The organism is Shewanella sediminis HAW-EB3, assembly GCF_000018025.1.
Taxonomy (GTDB): domain Bacteria; phylum Pseudomonadota; class Gammaproteobacteria; order Enterobacterales; family Shewanellaceae; genus Shewanella; species Shewanella sediminis.
In genome coordinates this window covers 2,964,420-2,980,663 of sequence record NC_009831.1, presented here as the reverse complement: position 1 = coordinate 2,980,663, position 16,244 = coordinate 2,964,420, and the positions used below count along the sequence as shown (strand labels likewise).

13 protein-coding genes and 3 tRNA genes are annotated in these 16,244 nt (G+C 42.8%); 11 read left to right on the top strand and 5 right to left on the bottom strand.

Translation table 11 applies throughout. The features are described from left to right. Nucleotides 1-25 precede the first annotated feature (25 nt). From uvrC to rplY, 9 genes are all read left to right on the top strand, one after another. Nucleotides 26-1,855, top strand: coding sequence for an excinuclease ABC subunit UvrC (uvrC, locus tag SSED_RS12860; protein WP_012142798.1), 1,830 nt, complete (start codon nucleotides 26-28; stop codon nucleotides 1,853-1,855). A gap of 47 nt (nucleotides 1,856-1,902) precedes the next feature. After that, complete coding sequence (gene pgsA / locus SSED_RS12855; protein ID WP_012142797.1) at nucleotides 1,903-2,460, top strand: CDP-diacylglycerol--glycerol-3-phosphate 3-phosphatidyltransferase; 558 nt, start codon at nucleotides 1,903-1,905, stop codon at nucleotides 2,458-2,460. A gap of 142 nt (nucleotides 2,461-2,602) precedes the next feature. Next, nucleotides 2,603-2,678 (top strand) — tRNA-Gly (locus SSED_RS12850). A gap of 30 nt (nucleotides 2,679-2,708) precedes the next feature. Beyond that, nucleotides 2,709-2,782, top strand: a tRNA-Cys gene (locus tag SSED_RS12845). An 84-nt stretch (nucleotides 2,783-2,866) separates the two neighbouring features. After that, a tRNA-Leu gene (locus SSED_RS12840) sits at nucleotides 2,867-2,952 on the top strand. A 663-nt stretch (nucleotides 2,953-3,615) separates the two neighbouring features. Next, nucleotides 3,616-4,209 (top strand): type II secretion system protein, encoded by a 594-nt coding sequence (locus SSED_RS12835; protein ID WP_012142796.1) that lies wholly within the window; start codon nucleotides 3,616-3,618, stop codon nucleotides 4,207-4,209. A 200-nt stretch (nucleotides 4,210-4,409) separates the two neighbouring features. Beyond that, nucleotides 4,410-5,807 (top strand): L,D-transpeptidase family protein, encoded by a 1,398-nt coding sequence (locus SSED_RS12830; protein ID WP_012142795.1) that lies wholly within the window; start codon nucleotides 4,410-4,412, stop codon nucleotides 5,805-5,807. A 110-nt stretch (nucleotides 5,808-5,917) separates the two neighbouring features. After that, complete coding sequence (gene mepK / locus SSED_RS12825; protein ID WP_012142794.1) at nucleotides 5,918-6,466, top strand: peptidoglycan L,D-endopeptidase MepK; 549 nt, start codon at nucleotides 5,918-5,920, stop codon at nucleotides 6,464-6,466. A gap of 139 nt (nucleotides 6,467-6,605) precedes the next feature. Next, nucleotides 6,606-6,893 (top strand): 50S ribosomal protein L25, encoded by a 288-nt coding sequence (rplY, locus tag SSED_RS12820; protein WP_012142793.1) that lies wholly within the window; start codon nucleotides 6,606-6,608, stop codon nucleotides 6,891-6,893. Between the two features lie 348 nt (nucleotides 6,894-7,241). Here the strand turns inward: rplY and SSED_RS12815 are convergent, their stop codons facing one another. From SSED_RS12815 to sodB, 4 genes are all read right to left on the bottom strand, one after another. After that, the gene (locus tag SSED_RS12815; RefSeq protein ID WP_012142792.1) at nucleotides 7,242-8,762 is read right to left on the bottom strand and encodes a SpoVR family protein; all 1,521 of its coding nucleotides are present in this window, start codon (nucleotides 8,760-8,762) and stop codon (nucleotides 7,242-7,244) included. Nucleotides 8,763-8,771: 9 nt separating this feature from the next. Beyond that, nucleotides 8,772-10,040, bottom strand: coding sequence for a YeaH/YhbH family protein (locus tag SSED_RS12810; protein WP_041421677.1), 1,269 nt, complete (start codon nucleotides 10,038-10,040; stop codon nucleotides 8,772-8,774). Nucleotides 10,041-10,093: 53 nt separating this feature from the next. Further along, nucleotides 10,094-12,028, bottom strand: a complete 1,935-nt coding sequence (locus tag SSED_RS12805; RefSeq protein ID WP_012142790.1) for a PrkA family serine protein kinase — start codon at nucleotides 12,026-12,028, stop codon at nucleotides 10,094-10,096. A 253-nt stretch (nucleotides 12,029-12,281) separates the two neighbouring features. After that, nucleotides 12,282-12,863: a superoxide dismutase [Fe] gene (sodB, locus tag SSED_RS12800; protein WP_012142789.1), complete on the bottom strand. Its 582-nt coding sequence runs from the start codon at nucleotides 12,861-12,863 to the stop codon at nucleotides 12,282-12,284. A gap of 354 nt (nucleotides 12,864-13,217) precedes the next feature. On the opposite strand from sodB, the gene grxD reads away from it, so the two are divergent. After that, on the top strand, nucleotides 13,218-13,565 hold the full coding sequence (gene grxD / locus SSED_RS12795) for a Grx4 family monothiol glutaredoxin (RefSeq protein ID WP_012142788.1): 348 nt from the start codon (nucleotides 13,218-13,220) through the stop codon (nucleotides 13,563-13,565). 135 nt (nucleotides 13,566-13,700) lie between these two features. On the opposite strand, the gene SSED_RS12790 is transcribed toward grxD, so the two are convergent. Beyond that, nucleotides 13,701-14,927 (bottom strand): uracil-xanthine permease family protein, encoded by a 1,227-nt coding sequence (locus SSED_RS12790; protein ID WP_012142787.1) that lies wholly within the window; start codon nucleotides 14,925-14,927, stop codon nucleotides 13,701-13,703. Nucleotides 14,928-15,122: 195 nt separating this feature from the next. Here SSED_RS12790 and SSED_RS12785 point away from each other — a divergent pair, with 195 nt between their 5' ends. Next, nucleotides 15,123-16,232, top strand: coding sequence for a DUF2066 domain-containing protein (locus tag SSED_RS12785; protein ID WP_012142786.1), 1,110 nt, complete (start codon nucleotides 15,123-15,125; stop codon nucleotides 16,230-16,232). Nucleotides 16,233-16,244: the final 12 nt, after the last annotated feature.

Genomic DNA, 16,244 nt, shown 5'->3' with positions numbered 1-16,244 from the left:
ATGTTTAATACTCTGTTTGAATACTATGCCCTCTACATTTGATTCAAAGTTGTTTCTAAAAACCGTCTCCTCATCGCCGGGTGTTTACCGAATGTATGATGAAGAGGGGACCGTTATCTATGTCGGTAAGGCTAAAGACTTAAAAAAACGGCTGAGTTCCTATTTTCGCGTCAATCTGCCGAATGTAAAAACTCAGGCGTTGGTTTCACATATCGCCAATATTGATGTCACAGTCACCCACAGCGAAACCGATGCCCTTATTCTCGAAAATGATTATATCAAGCAGTATATGCCGAGATATAACGTTTTGCTTCGGGATGACAAATCCTACCCTTATATATTATTAAGCGATCACAAGCATCCAAGGTTAGCGTATCACCGCGGCCCGAAGAGGGATAAAGGCAGCTATTTTGGCCCCTACCCAAATGGCGGCGCGGTAAGGGAGAGCCTTCATTTGTTGCAGAAGATCTTCCCCATTCGTCAGTGTGATGACCTCTATTATAAATCTCGTTCGCGCCCCTGTTTGCAATATCAAATAGGTCGGTGTAGTGCTCCCTGTGTGAATAAAGTCAGTGATGAAGAGTATGCCGTGCAGGTCAAGTTGGCGAGTCTATTCCTGAAAGGAAAAGATCTGCAGGTGATGACCGAACTGGTTTCTAAGATGGAGGCCTCTGCGCTGGCTCTGGAGTATGAACAAGCGGCGAGTTACAGAGATCAAATAGCCGCCTTAAGGAGGGTGGCAGAGCAGCAAGAGGTGTCAAACACCTCCGGCGATATGGATGTTATTGGCGCTTACTACGCCTCAGGAGTCGCTTGTTTTCATCTTTTGTTTATTCGGGAAGGTAAAATATTTGGTAGTAGAAGCTATTATCCAAGTGTCCCCGCGGAAACTGAATTAGATGAAGTTCTCAGTGCATTTATGATCCAATTTTATCTAAACTCAGATAGTCAGCGGACCGTGCCTAAAGAGATACTATTAAGCCATGGGTTTGATGACCTTCCTGAGTTGGAGCGGGCAATACAGACGGCGCTCGAGAAGAAGGTAGAGATTAAAACTAATGTCCGCAGTGAAAGAGCAAACTTTTTACGACTCGCGGTGACGAATGCAACAAATGCGGTGAACACTCGTTTGTCCCATAAAAATACGGTTGAGCAACGTTTCTTGTTACTTGAAGAAGCTTTGGAAGTGTCGACACTTATCCAACGGATGGAATGTTTCGACATCAGTCATACAATGGGAGAGAGTACCGTGGCGTCTTGTGTCGTATTTGATCGAGAGGGGCCCAATAAAGCGGATTATCGACGTTACAATATCAATGGGATCACGCCGGGTGATGACTACGCCGCTATGAAGCAGGCGATAACGAGACGATTTGATAAAATCGATAAAAATGGCAAAATCCCCGATCTGTTATTCATCGATGGTGGAACGGGTCAGCTTCGTATCGCACAGAAAATTGTCGATGAAAAATTTGTCGATATAGACAAAACACCAATGCTGATTGGTGTTGCGAAAGGTGAAGGAAGAAAACCTGGATTAGAGACGTTGATATATGGTGAAAATGAGCAATCTTTCACTATCCCGGCCGACTCAGGAGCATTACACCTTATTCAGCATATTCGCGATGAATCACATCGTTTTGCCATTACCGGCCACAGAAATAAGCGTCAGAAAACAAGAAATACCTCCACCTTAGAATCTATTGCCGGAGTCGGACCTAAACGCCGTAAAGCGCTTTTGCAATATTTAGGTGGTATACAGGAAGTTAAGGGCGCAAGTGTGGCTGAATTGGCTAAAGTACCCGGTATTAGTTTAGAAATGGCACAAACGATACATGATTCATTGCGAGGCTAGTAAAATTAAGGCAAGATTGTCGCTGCTTTTAAACTATTGGTTTTCTCATGCCGTTTAATATACCTATAGCGTTAACTCTTTTCAGGTTGTTTTTACTGCCTGTTTTCGTGGTTATTTTTTATTTACCATACTCATGGGCTCCCTTTGTTGCTGCCTTCGTCTTCTGGTTAGCCGCAGTTACCGATGCACTCGATGGTTATGCTGCCAGGAAGCTAAAGCAATCTACACGCTTTGGTGCCTTCTTAGACCCGGTTGCTGATAAGATAATGGTAACAACAGCACTCGTATTACTTGTAGCCGAGTATAATAGTGTGTGGTTGACACTACCGGCGCTCTTTATGATTGGTAGAGAAATTGTTATTTCAGCATTGAGAGAATGGATGGCTGAAATAGGTAAGAGGGGCGCTGTGGCCGTTTCTTGGATTGGCAAGTATAAGACAGCAGCCCAGATGATTGCGATCATTGGTTTGATTTGGAAACCGAATGACTTTCTAACTTACGCCGCTTATGGTTTGTTCTACGTCGCAACCGTGCTGACTTTCTGGTCTATGATGAGTTACATTCTTGCCGCCTGGGGCGATCTTACTGCTGAATCGGATAATTAAAATGCAATGAGACTATTTAGTGTGCAAGCAGTCATTTATCATCAAATATGCGATTGACTCTTGTGCCTAAATCGGTAGAATGCCATTTCGCAGTCAGGGGAAAGCAGCAATGCAAAACCTACTGAAGATAAAAAAGTTTAAAGCGACATTAGCTCAGTTGGTAGAGCGATACCTTGCCAAGGTATAGGTCATCGGTTCGAACCCGATATGTCGCTCCAAATTCTCTCTTGAGAATTGCAAGAAAATATGGCGCGATGGCAGAATGGCTATGCTGCGGATTGCAAATCCGTCGATCTCGGTTCGACTCCGGGTCGCGCCTCCATATTAGATTGTGGTGAGTTTGTTTTTGAATAAGAGCAAACAGTATTAACTATCGATAATACGTATCATCAGAATCAACGAGTTTGCCCGAGTGGTGGAATCGGTAGACACAAGGGATTTAAAATCCCTCGCTGAATAAGCGTGCCGGTTCAAGTCCGGCCTCGGGTACCATCATTCTCTTAGAGATTGAGCATGAAAGCCTCAACGAAAGTTGGGGCTTTTTTGTATTCCAAATTCAGTATGTAAGAAGCAAATAATAAAATCCCTCGCGCCGTTGATATACACGTACCGGTGCTGGTCCGGCCTCGGGTACCATCATTCAAGCCCTGACTTATTGTCAGGGCTTTTTTGTATCTGCAGAATGATGTAGGTAATTATATGGATTTAGAATCCCTCGCGCCGTTGAAATACACGTGCCAGTTCACTCTCTATTACAAGAAGGGCTTCGGGTACCATCATTCTCTTTGATATGAACAGTAGCCCTGACTTGCGTCAGTTTTTTGTACCTGCAGAATGATGAAGGTGAAGATATGGATTTAAAATCCTTCGCACTCTCAATAATGCAGGGCCAATTCACTCTCCATGACAACCATAGTTTACAAGAGCGGTGAGCCATGTGCGAAAGTCCCAACACCTCATCGCTATGTAACTTTTGTTTCGCTGTTGTTACATTTTGCAGGCTTTCATGTTGAAGTATTCATGCACGGTAGCGATTAATTTGTGTTGATGGCTTTTAAGGAGGATTATCCCTCTGTTTCTCGTGACGCTGGAAACTCAATAGCGGTATAATGTATATCTTATTGGCTGTTAACGTGATTAAAGGTAATAGTGGTAATGAAGTACACCATTTCTAAGGGCTTTACTCTGATAGAGCTTGTTGTCGTGATCATTATTTTGGGAATTTTGTCTGTCGTGGCGCTCCCTAAGTTTATGAGTTTGGGGCAAGATGCACATGACTCGGCGGCTAAAGGTGCTTTTGGCGCATTTCGTTCGGGTGTGAGTCTGTACCACAGCTGTTGGGCCGCTTCGGGAGCCAGTAATCGTGTGGAAGATTTGGCTTGTTATGGCGATGGGACATTGGATTCGAGTAAGACGGGTTACCCGTTGAGTACGAAAAACGGTGGCGATGGCACTGTATTAACCGGAGATAATTGCAGGCAAATCTGGACAGGTTTGATGGAAGGGGATGAGTACGTGCTTAGAAACCTGGGGGCTGCCGATGATTTTGGTCCTGAAACCGACATAGTCTATTGGTATGCTGGTGGTCAATTATATAAAGGTGATGGTACGCCAAATGAGTCTACTTATTGTTTCTATGATTATATCTCCGATAATCGCTCTAAAGTAGAGCATTGGCAGCTTAGGTATGTACCAAGCACAGGTAAGACCTTGATCACCAGGGCTACTCAAAGTTCAAAGGCTCCTTGATTTAATTGTTATCTTTCGTGGCCGATGAATATAGAGCAAAGTTTTTTTGTTCATCGGCCCATCATTTTTTTGATTTATTCCGTTTCAAATCTCTTCTGTGTATTTTCCTCGCATGCCTTAAATTTTGCCATACTTGTATCAACTGCATCAGGAAAGTATGACGATTACTCACCCTGTGCTTGATATTAGAGAGGGGAATTATGGCGCTAAGAAATCTTGTTTGGTTGATATGCACCGGCTTTCTATTGGTTCTGTATGTAACTCCAGTTGCAGCAATGGACAGAAGCGATGCCGGGCTGAACTCTCTACGCTATCAGCTACAGCTAGTAAACTTAGTCAGACCAAGTAAGCAGTCTGAAGATTCCTATCGAATATTACGAAGCGGTACAGTGCAGGAGAAACTCGACAGAGTCGGCGGTATTCAAGCTGACTTGAAATATTTTTGGCAAAATAAAAATATTCCTAATGATGCCAATAGGCTAGATGACACAGAGGATCTTTACCAACGTGCCATCTCTTTAGAACCCACTTCGAGTGATTACCTTCCCGTTAGCAATAGACTGCGTTACTTGCTATGGCTAAGCGAGCATTATCCCTGGAAACCACTTGTTATTGGTGGCTGGCTTAAAGAGGGCGATTATCATAAATCGATACCTGAGATAAGTTTTCGGCTCAACATGCTAGGCGATTTAGATAGCTATGACAGAAACAACAAGCAACTGAACCGAACACTTGCAACTAGTTTACTGCGTTTCCAGCGACGACATGGTTTAAAGCAAGATGCGATAATAGGGCCTGAGACCTTGAGATGGTTGAATGCTTCGCCTAAGAATCGAGCGCGTTTATTAGCAAACAACTTCTTAAAAAAATCCAGTTACTTAGCCTCATTGGATAGTCGATTTTTACTGATTAATATCCCGGCATTTGAGATGGTACTCGTTGACCATGATGAGATACAGCTAAAATCCAGGGTCATTGTCGGTAAACCCTATCGTCAAACTCCCATGTTGAGTAGTCAAATATCTAATGTTGTTCTCAACCCCAGTTGGCGGGTACCCAGACGCCTGCTTTGGCGAGATCTATTACCTAAGGTGAGAGAGAATGGTAGCTATATTACTCAACGAAATTTTGATGTGTTCGATGCTAAAGGCGTGATCATTGAGAAAAGCCCTGATGAGTGGCAAGAGTTAGCCCAAGGCCGCTTTCCGTATCGATTGGTACAGAGACCCGGTGAAGAGAATACATTAGGGCGGTACAAATTTTACTTTGCAAATGACTACAATGTTTACCTTCATGATACCGTCGACAAATCTCTGTTTGAAGAGTCTAACAGAGCGTTGTCATCTGGCTGTATTCGGGTCGAAAATGTGGAGAGCCTGGCAAATTGGATGGCATCGAATTTAGTCAGGGATAAGCAAACCTGGGTAGATATGCAAGTTGAGAGGCAAAAAACACAATGGTTTTCTCTCGATGACTCCTTAGCCGTACATTTAGTATACTGGACCGCATGGATAGATAGTGAAGGGGACTCGCAATTTAGAAATGATATTTATAACCAAAATTCAACAGGTAACCTTGCTTTAATCGAAAATCGATAGTTCAAAGCAAATCCTCACGTCGTTATCGCTTGTCTCGTTAACTTGATTTCACCGCCAATAACGTTTAGTTTATTGGCATTCGTGATTAAAAAGTAGGCAGTGGTGGTAGTGTGTCAATAGTATGTCCAGCCCGTAGGCAGTTGTTGTTAGGCCTTGGTGGCGTTGCAATGTTTTCAATGATCCCCTCAAAAGTACAGGCAAGTCGATCGACTACAGGAGTGCGAAGCTTAGGTTTTCGTAACTTACATACCGGGGAGCGTGGGCAAGGAAGCTATTGGGTAGATGGAAATTATCAAAGTGGTATCCTATCGGATTTCAGTCATATTTTACGAGATCATAGGCGCAATGAGTCGGCCCCCATGGATAAACGATTATATGATCTCCTGTTTAAGTTAAAAGAATCGTTAAATGTGGATCAGGACTTTAATGTGATCTCAGGATATCGGTCGCCTAAAACCAATGCTATGTTAGCCTCAAAAAGTAATGGTGTAGCGAAGAAGAGTTACCATATGAAGGGAATGGCGATGGATATTGCGATCCCAGATGTAAATTTGAGTCATCTGCGTGAAGCCGCCATAGAGTTAAAGTTAGGTGGAGTAGGGTATTATCCTCAGTCTGGGTTTATTCATGTCGATACCGGTCCGGTTCGTACTTGGTAGGATGTTGAACTTAATCTTTTAGTATTAAACAGTTTGTTAGCTGATGTATGTTATGTTAGAATATTGCCGCTTTAAAAACAGTCTTCGTTGGTCGAAAATGAGGGCTATCTGAAATTTATTTTATTTAAGTGAGTAAACTATGTCTTATACTATCGCAGCTGAAATCCGCACTGAAATCGGGAAAGGTTCGAGCCGCCGCCTACGTCATGCGAACAAAGTTCCTGCTGTTATCTATGGTGCTGGTAAAGAGCCTATCTCTATCAAGTTCGACCATAAAGATATCATCAATATCCAAGAAAATGCTGATTTCTACTCAAGCGACCTAACTATCACAGTTGATGGTAAAGACGTTAAAGTACGTGTTCAGGCAATGCAGCGTCATGCATTCAAGGGCCTTATTGAGCACATCGATTTCAAATTCGCATAAGTTGCGACATTGAAATTAAAAAGCGCCAATAGGCGCTTTTTTTATATCTGTAAACTGATATCAGATTCAGAATACCGGTGACATATACCAATCGGTATAAGAAAGTGGTCAACTCAGAGTTATTTTTGGCTGCTTAATTCAAGGCGAAAGAGTGAGAGAATGGTGAGCCCTTTTGAACTCATTCAACACAGAAGTAGGCAGCCAAAAACACTCCTGAAAGGCGAGTTTTAGCGCTTCCGATACGGCGTTAACGAGCTTAAACGTAGAATAACTATGTTCCTCACTCGTTGCCTTGCCTCACAAGCGCTAAACTCTCGCTGAGTGACCACACCTTTATACCGATTGGTATTACTCCTCGGCTTGTTTATCCGGGCAAGAGGCAATGATATTTTGCACTCCCTCTTCGTTAAACTCTTCGAGTCTTACATCAAATCCCCAGAGTCTATGTAGGTGCTTCACGACTTCATGGCGACTTTTGGCTAGTGGGATTCTGTTAGTCGGTACATACCTTAGTGTTAATGAACGGTCTCCGGTAATATCCACTTTTTGAACTTGAATGTTAGGCTCGATATTGGAAAGGTTATATTGTTGCGACAACATCTGACGGATATCTTTATACCCTTGTTCATCATGGATGGCAGAGACTGACAGGTAGTTTTTTTTATCATCGTCAAGAATGCTAAAAAGCTTGAACTGCCTGATGATGTTAGGTGAAAGATATTGGCTGATGAAGCTCTCGTCTTTAAAGTTTTGCATTGCAAAATGTAATGTTTCTAACCAATCGCTGCCAGCAATATCAGGAAACCAAAGTTTGTCTTCTTCGGTAGGGGACTCACAAATTCTCCTTATATCCACGAACATATTAAACCCTAAGGCGTACGGGTTTATCCCACTATAGTAGGGACTATTGTAGCTAGGCTGTACAATGACATTGGTATGATTTTGAAGAAACTCCATCATAAATCTATCGGTAACTACGCCATCGTCATAGAGATGGTTGAGAATCGTATAATGCCAAAAGGTAGCCCAGCCCTCATTCATTACCTGAGTTTGTTTCTGAGGATAAAAATACTGGCCCATTTTTCTTACTATCCGAACTATCTCTCTCTGCCAGGGTTCTAACAAAGGGGCATTCTTCTCAATAAAATAGAGAATGTTTTCCTGGGGCTCGTCAGGAAAGTTGAATGTTTCCTTTTCGATATCATCATGAGGAGTGAAGGGGATGGTTCGCCATAGATCATTGACTTGGCTCTGCAGGTATTCCTCTCTATCTTTTTGTCTTAGCTGCTCTTCTTTGAATGAAATTTCGCTCGGACGCTTATAGCGGTCGACGCCATAGTTCATTAACGCATGGCAGGAGTCGACGATAAGCTCAACTTGGTTTGTACCGTGTGTTTCCTCGCATTGACTAATATAGTTTTTCGCAAAAACCAGATAGTCAATAATCGAACTGGCATCGGTCCAGGTTTTAAAGAGATAATTATTCTTGAAGAAACTATTGTGGCCGAAACTTGCGTGCGCCATCACAAGGGCTTGCATTGTGATGGTATTCTCCTCCATAAGGTAGGCGATGCAGGGATCTGAGTTGATCACTATCTCATAGGCCAGGCCCATCTGTCCTCGTTTATAGCTTTGCTCCGTTTCGATAAACTTTTTCCCGAAGGACCAGTGGGTATAACCTATTGGCATGCCTATGCCGGCATAAGCATCCATCATCTGCTCGGCTGTTATGACCTCTATCTGGTTTGGATAAGATTCAAGCTTATAATGTGCAGCCACTCTTTCGATTTCAGTTAAATATGACTGAAGTAGCTCGAAGTTCCAATCGGGCCCGTCATCGAGTGGAGTTCTCTTTTTTTTAGCATCCATAGCGCCCCCTTAAACTGCTTGCTTCTTAAATAGTTCTCTAAATACCGGGTATATATCTTCCGCCTGTTTAATATGCTGGACGGCGATGTTATCAAACGACTTTTGGAGGTTTTCATACTCCCGCCAGAGTGTTTGATGGGCGCGGTTAGTGATCTCTATGTAACTAAAATATCTCACCACAGGAAGGAGGTTTTTTTCAAGGATCTGTTTACATCCGGGGGAGTCATCAGCCCAATTGTCACCATCAGATGCCTGTGCTGCATAGATATTCCATTCGCTTTCCGGATAACGCTCTTTTTGAATTTTATGCATGAGTTTTAATGCACTCGATACAATAGTGCCACCTGTTTCCTGTGAATAGAAAAACTCGTGTTCATCAACCTCTTTAGCTTGGGTGTGGTGGCGTATATAGACAACGTCAAGATTCTTATAGGTTCGGGTTAGAAAAAGGTAGAGCAGAATATAAAAGCGCTTGGCCATATCCTTAGTTGCCTGATCCATTGAACCGGACACATCCATCAGACAGAACATGACAGCCTGACTCGAAGGTATCTCGCGTTTGGCGAAGTTGTTGTACCTGAGATCAAACGTATCGATAAAGGGAACCCTGTCTATCTTCTGCTTTAGCTCTTCTATCTGCTCCTTGATGAGTAGAATTCTTTCCGCTTCTGCTCCAGGTGTATTTTCCAGCTCTTCAAGCTCTTTCTCTAGCAGGCTAAGTTGGGCCTTCTTCGAGGAGGTCATTGCAATTCTGCGTGCTAATGATGAGCGTAGTGAACGAACAATATTGATATTTGCCGGCACACCATCATTGGTAAAGCCTGCACGATAGGTTTGGTATTCAACCAATTTGTTTAGACGATTATTTTGTAAGTTGGGTAACTCGAGATCTTCAAATAATAACTCAAGGTACTCATCCTTAGAGATCTGGAAAACAAAATCATCTTGCCCTTCACCAGAATCGGACGCATCTCCCTGGCCGGAACCTTGTCCTGTGCCAGAAGGTGGTCGCTCGATTTTATCTCCTCTGGTAAATTGGTCATTGCCCGGATGTACCCGTTCCTTAACTCCTCCTTGTCCTTGATGAAAGGAAGGTTCACTAATGTCTTTCGTCGGGATCCCGATTTTTTCACCCTTATCAACATCGGTAACACTGCGTCGAGTGACAGCATCACTCACAGCTTTTTTTATCTGCTGTTTGTATCTGTTGATAAACCGTTGACGATTAACCGTGCTTTTTCCCTTAGCATTGAGTCGTCTATCTATGAAATTCGCCATGCGCACCTCCCAAGTCATTGTAGGGAGCAGTTAATGCTCCCTGAATGTCTATTTTAAGAAGACTTTCTAACTCTCAGATACCATTCTGAAAGCAATCTGACTTGCTTTTTGGTGTAGCCTTTTTCCATCATACGATTTACAAAATCATCATGCTTTCGCTGATCATCGGTAGATGTTTTGGCATTAAATGAGATGACGGGCAGAAGATCTTCTGTGTTGGAGAACATCTTCTTCTCGATGACAGTTCGAAGCTTTTCATAACTCGTCCATAATGGATTCGAGCCCTCATTGTTGGCACGCGCCCTGAGTACAAAGTTAACAATCTCATTTCTGAAGTCTTTAGGATTACTAATTCCTGCAGGTTTTTCAATTTTCTCGAGCTCTGCATTGAGTGCCGAGCGGTCGAACAATTGGCCCGTTTCAGGATCTCGATACTCTTGATCTTGAATCCAGAAGTCTGCGTAGGTGACATAGCGGTCAAAAATATTTTGACCGTATTCTGAATAGGACTCCAAATAGGCCGTTTGTATCTCTTTACCTATAAACTCAACGTATTTTGGTATTAAGTAGCCTTTCAGAGACTCAAGATAACGCTCGGCAAGTTCAGTCGGGAATTGCTCCTGCTCAATTTGTCGTTCCAATACATAGAAAAGATGGACCGGATTTGCTGCAATTTCACTATGGTCGAAGTTAAAGACTTTAGATAAGATCTTAAAGGCGAATCGGGTCGATAGCCCATGCATTCCCTCATCAACCCCGGCGTAATCGCGGTATTCCTGATAGGATTTTGCTTTAGGATCTGTGTCTTTTAAACTTTCACCATCATAGACACGCATTTTTGAAAAGATTGAGGAATTTTCCGGTGCTATTACACGTGACAGTACACTAAACTGAGCGAGCGTTTCCAGCGTTCCGGGAGCACAAGGTGCTTGTGAGAGTTCTGAGTTGGCTAACAACTTATTATAGATCTGGATCTCTTCAGACACTCTTAAGCAGTATGGCACTTTTACGATGTAAACCCTGTCCAGAAATGCTTCATTTGTTTTGTTATTTCTGAATGTTGTCCACTCAGATTCATTAGAGTGCGCGAGAATAATACCATTATAGGGGAGGGCCGACAGGCCTTCGGTGCCGTTATAGTTCCCTTCTTGAGTCGCTGTTAATAGTGGGTGAAGCACCTTGATCGGTGCTTTAAACATCTCAACGAACTCCATCAAGCCTTGATTTGCGCGGCATAATGCGCCGGAGTATGAGTAAGCATCTGCATCATTTTGAGCAAAATGTTCCAGTTGTCTGATATCAACCTTACCAACCAAGGCTGAGATGTCCTGATTGTTTTCATCTCCTGGTTCTGTTTTCGCAATGGCCATCTGATCCAAAATAGAGGGAAACACTTTGACTACTTTAAATTGTGATATGTCTCCGCCGTAATCGTGCAGGCGCTTCACGGCCCATGGTGACATGATAGATTTGAGGTAGCGAGACGGAATGTTATATTCACTCTCTAATAATCCACTGTCCTCTTCAGGGTTGAATAGGCAAAATGGGTGATCATTTACCGGGCTTCTATCACCATTGGCACTTAACACATAGATGGGTATCTTTTGCATCAGTGCTTTTAATTTTTCGGCGAGAGATGATTTACCGCCACCGACAGGACCCAATAAGTAAAGGATCTGTTTCGACTCTTCCAAGCCTTGAGCCGAGTGTTTCAGGTAGGCAACTATCTGTTCGATAGACTCTTCCATACCGTAAAAGTCTTTAAATTCCGGGAATCGTGAAATTAATCGATTAGAGAAAATTCGACTGAGTATTGGATCTTTCGATGTATCAACGACTTCAGGTTCACCGATTGCTAATAGCAGTCGTTCGGCCGCCGATGCATATGCTGAACGGTCCTTCTTACAGATCTCCAAAAAATCCTGTAATGAATATTCCTCATCGAGCTTTTTTTCGTAGCGCTGTTGGTAATGCTCAAATATGCCCATTTTCCACCCCCTGAAACGCCTAAATTAGATGAAAGCGATAACTGAAAACCAGTCTCCTAGTATTAATCTTAGACCTAATAACTGAAATTAGTATTAAAAAAGTCAAATGAAAACAATGAGAAACAGTTGCAAATGCAACAGTTGCAACTGTGGAGGAGGGGAGTATTACGTGGAGTATTACCAAAGGAGTATAAAAAAGGAGCTTGATAAGCTCCTTTTTTTTATGCTTTAAAAATCGGCTGAAAATGTTAGTTTAGCTAAAATTTTGATTCACAAAGTCCCAATTAACCAGTTCCCAATAATGTGCGAGGTAATCGGGGCGTACATTGCGGTAATCGATATAATACGCATGCTCCCAAACATCCACAGTCATAATGGGTGTCATGCTGTCATCGGTTAATGGCGTTGCAGCGTTGCTTGTATTCACTATGGCTACAGAGCCGTCGGCATTCTTAACCAACCAGGTCCATGCACTACCAAAATTATTAACTGCGGCGTCGGTGAATTTAGCTTTAAAAGCCTCAAATGAACCGAAAGCTTCATCTATGGCTTTAGCAACGGCGCCAGTTGCGGCTCCACCACCATTTGGAGACAAGCAGTTCCAATAGAAAGTGTGATTCCAGATTTGAGCTGCGTTGTTAAAAATGCCACCGGTTGATGATTTTATGATCTCTTCGAGGCTCTTTTCGGCGAGTTCAGTGCCTTCAACAAGGCCGTTTAGTTTTACAACGTAGGTATTATGATGCTTACCATAATGGTATTCGATGGTTTCCTGAGAAATATGAGGTTCAAGTGCGTTTTTAGGATACGGTAATGCGGGTAGTTCAAAAGCCATTGCGATTCTCCACTCATCAATAGTTGTAATATGTTGCTTCTAGCGTTAATTCTATTTGAAAATGTCATTAAGAGTATGATTAATTTTACGATTATAGCAATCTATAAAAACGGTTAACGCTATAATGAAAGCATTTTAAAAGAGATAGCGCCAATTTCCCTAAAGTTCTATTGGGTACTTTAGGTCAATTCAGTGCTTCAATTCGGATCTCTTTTCACTTTTTTGTATGCTGAGTAATACCTTATTGATAGGAATCGTTATAACCCTATTAAAAGTAGGTTTTTGTTCTTGCCATACCTGAAGTACAATAGAGTCAGTTTATTAATCATTGTATGTGTAAGTTAGGAATTAAAAATGGAAACAAACGAAACCGTAGCGAAAATCAAACAGCAGATCGCAGAGAATCCAATCATTGTTTACATGAAAGGCTCTCCTAAGTTACCTAGCTGTGGCTTCTCATCTCAAGTTGCTCAAATTATGATTAACTGTAATGCTCAATTTGCGTTTGTTGACATTTTACAGAATCCCGATATTCGCTCAGAACTGCCTAAATACGCTAACTGGCCAACGTTCCCTCAACTTTGGGTTGAAGGTGAGTTGATCGGTGGGTGTGATATTCTTACTGAGATGTATCAAAAAGGTGAGCTTCAAACATTGATCACCGAAACTGCCGCAAAATACCCGTCAGAAGAGCAAGCGTAATAGCTTGAAAACTCAATAATCTTGAGTTCCGTCATTTTGATGTCTGGCGATTATTGACTTAAGATTTGACATAAAAAAAGCCTTTCTCCCGAAAGGCTTTTTTATTGCTTGTCTGTTAGTGAACCATATTGTTGATTATGCCGTTGCTTCCTCTTTAGGCATAGGCAGTAGCAAGTTCATCGTGATCGCCACGATCCCACACAGGCTAATACCTGTCAGACTGAATGAGCCAATACCAAAGGCCATACCGCCAATACCAAATACCAAGGTCACACCTACAATACAGAGATTTCTGGGTTCATTCAGGTCAACATTATTCTTAATTAACGCATTTAAACCAACAGCGGCAATTGAGCCAAACAATAGACACATGATGCCGCCCATAACGGGGACTGGGATGGTTTGCATTAGTGCACCAAGCTTGCCGATAAAGGCCAGAATAATGGCGGTGATTGCAGTATAAGTCATGATCACAGGATTAAACGACTTAGTCAGTGTCACAGCACCAGTCACTTCTGAATAGGTGGTATTTGGTGGTCCACCGAAAGCTGAAGCGGCGATTGTAGCTACGCCATCGCCAGCGAGTGTACGGTGAAGCCCTGGTTTTTTCAAAAAGTCTTTACCAGTTACATTGGAAATAGCAAGAATGTCGCCAATATGCTCCACAGCAGGTGCGATGGCCACAGGTATCATGAATGCGATAGCATGCCAGTTAAATTCTGGTGCAACAAAATTAGGCATGGAAATCCAACTTGCCGCCGTTACGGGACTGAAATCAACAATCCCGAAACTTAAACTAAGTCCATAACCGACAAGGATCCCTGCGAGAATGGGCATTAATTTTACAATGCCTTTAGCAAAAATAGCGACACTCACCGTGGTTAATAGTGCCGATAGCGAGATGATGAGTGCCGTATTTTGCTCCACAAGTACCAGGCTGCCATCGCCACTCTTTCCCAGCGCCATGTTGACCGCGACAGGTGCTAGTCCTAAGCCGATAACAATAATTACCGGACCGACAACGACAGGGGGCAATAATCGCTTAATAAAATTATCGCCTCTTAGTTTTATCAAACTGGCTAACATTAAATACACCGCCCCCGCTGCCATCAGCCCGCCCATGGTGGAGGGGAGCCCCCACGTTTGAACGCCATACATTATTGGGGCGATAAAGGCGAAAGATGAAGCCAGGAATATCGGTATTTGGCGTTTTGTTATTAATTGAAATAACAGGGTTCCAATACCTGCGGTGAATAAAGCAACATTGGTATCCAGGCCTGTGAGTAGAGGCATTAAGACCAATGCACCAAAAGCGACAAACAGCATTTGCGCCCCTTGAAGGGCAAGTGCAATATTTTTCATTATTATTCTCTTATAGGGTAAACCTGCTAATGTTAACAGTATGATGAATGCTTGGTCGCGGTCGACGTCACTGTTTGCCGATTATGTATGCAATTTCTCGATCTTTTATGCCTTTACATCGTGATTAAGTGAATTCAGATGATAGAGAAGTTGTGGTACAATTTTGATAATTCGTTTTCTTTAGAACAGTAGAACATGCTGAAAACCTTATTAAACTCTTCGCTCCTACTTGCCAGCTGTTTGTTATTACAAGCAAACATGGCTAATGCTGCCGAGGTTTCCAAACTTGATGAAAGTTTGGTACCCGTTGACTCTCGTTCTGCTACTGAGCGGAAAAAAGCCATCTCAACGGGTCTAAAGAGCGTCATATTAAAGAATTCAGGCTCTAAGTCGGCCCTGGCCCATCCAAGTATTGCCGCTATGGTGAAGCAACCAACGGCGTTGATCAGCCAGTTTGGCTACCAAGACATGGATGGAGAACTCTACCTTAAAGTCAGTTTTGACCATAAACGAATCATCCGCTTATTAAGAGAGGCACAGCAGCCTGTATGGGGTAAGCAAAGGCCACTGACATTAGCCTGGATTGTAGAAGATATTCCAGGAGAGAGAGTCATTGTTAATGATGAGTCTTTATTAGAGAGCCGTGATCTGTTTCAAGTGGAGTCAGAAGCTAAGGGAGTGCCGCTGTTATTTCCCTTAATGGATCTCGACGATAATATGAAAGTCTCGGCGAATGATATTCGGGGAATGTTTGCCGATCAAGTTGCCGATGCATCTCAGCGTTATCAAGCAGATTATTTTGTGATGGCTTCCATCGACACAACCGCTGAACCCTTGAAATACAATTTGGCTCTATATCCGGTAGGAAAGGGGGAGCCGATGCATACTCCCTTGGTGAGTAAGCGTGATGTGGTTGGTGATATAAATACTGCGGTGACAGAGATAATATCCACGGTAAGTGAATATTATGTTGGTCGTTATGCTATCGCCGATACCGGTGCCGAAATAGCTAGTTACGTGGATTTTATCGATATCACAGATATGAAACAGCTAGTTTCAATTGAGAAGTATTTAAAACAGTTGAGTGCCGTTAAATCTGTACAGCTTACTCAATTGAATGGGACCAGAGTGCGTTATACGCTAGAGCTCTTTGGAACTGAAGAGGACCTTCATCGTTTGATGAATTTAGAACCGAGAGTGCATGCACAAGAGCGCCTAACCATAGATCCCTTTAATAAAGTACAGGGCTCTGATCCTTTCTCACCGGATGAGAGCGGCGGCATCGAATATCGCTGGCAAGGATAGGTCATTCAAATT

What these genes read in the sequence shown, in the direction of transcription:
- SSED_RS12805 (WP_012142790.1), bottom strand. Translation starts at nt 12,028, where the DNA reads ATGGGCATATTTGAGCATTACCAACAGCGCTACGAAAAAAAGCTCGAT.
- SSED_RS12835 (WP_012142796.1), top strand. Translation starts at nt 3,616, where the DNA reads ATGAAGTACACCATTTCTAAGGGCTTTACTCTGATAGAGCTTGTTGTC.
- SSED_RS12815 (WP_012142792.1), bottom strand. Translation starts at nt 8,762, where the DNA reads ATGGATGCTAAAAAAAAGAGAACTCCACTCGATGACGGGCCCGATTGG.
- grxD (WP_012142788.1), top strand. Translation starts at nt 13,218, where the DNA reads ATGGAAACAAACGAAACCGTAGCGAAAATCAAACAGCAGATCGCAGAG.
- SSED_RS12785 (WP_012142786.1), top strand. Translation starts at nt 15,123, where the DNA reads ATGCTGAAAACCTTATTAAACTCTTCGCTCCTACTTGCCAGCTGTTTG.
- uvrC (WP_012142798.1), top strand. Translation starts at nt 26, where the DNA reads ATGCCCTCTACATTTGATTCAAAGTTGTTTCTAAAAACCGTCTCCTCA.
- SSED_RS12830 (WP_012142795.1), top strand. Translation starts at nt 4,410, where the DNA reads ATGGCGCTAAGAAATCTTGTTTGGTTGATATGCACCGGCTTTCTATTG.
- pgsA (WP_012142797.1), top strand. Translation starts at nt 1,903, where the DNA reads ATGCCGTTTAATATACCTATAGCGTTAACTCTTTTCAGGTTGTTTTTA.
- rplY (WP_012142793.1), top strand. Translation starts at nt 6,606, where the DNA reads ATGTCTTATACTATCGCAGCTGAAATCCGCACTGAAATCGGGAAAGGT.
- sodB (WP_012142789.1), bottom strand. Translation starts at nt 12,863, where the DNA reads ATGGCTTTTGAACTACCCGCATTACCGTATCCTAAAAACGCACTTGAA.
- SSED_RS12790 (WP_012142787.1), bottom strand. Translation starts at nt 14,927, where the DNA reads ATGAAAAATATTGCACTTGCCCTTCAAGGGGCGCAAATGCTGTTTGTC.
- SSED_RS12810 (WP_041421677.1), bottom strand. Translation starts at nt 10,040, where the DNA reads ATGGCGAATTTCATAGATAGACGACTCAATGCTAAGGGAAAAAGCACG.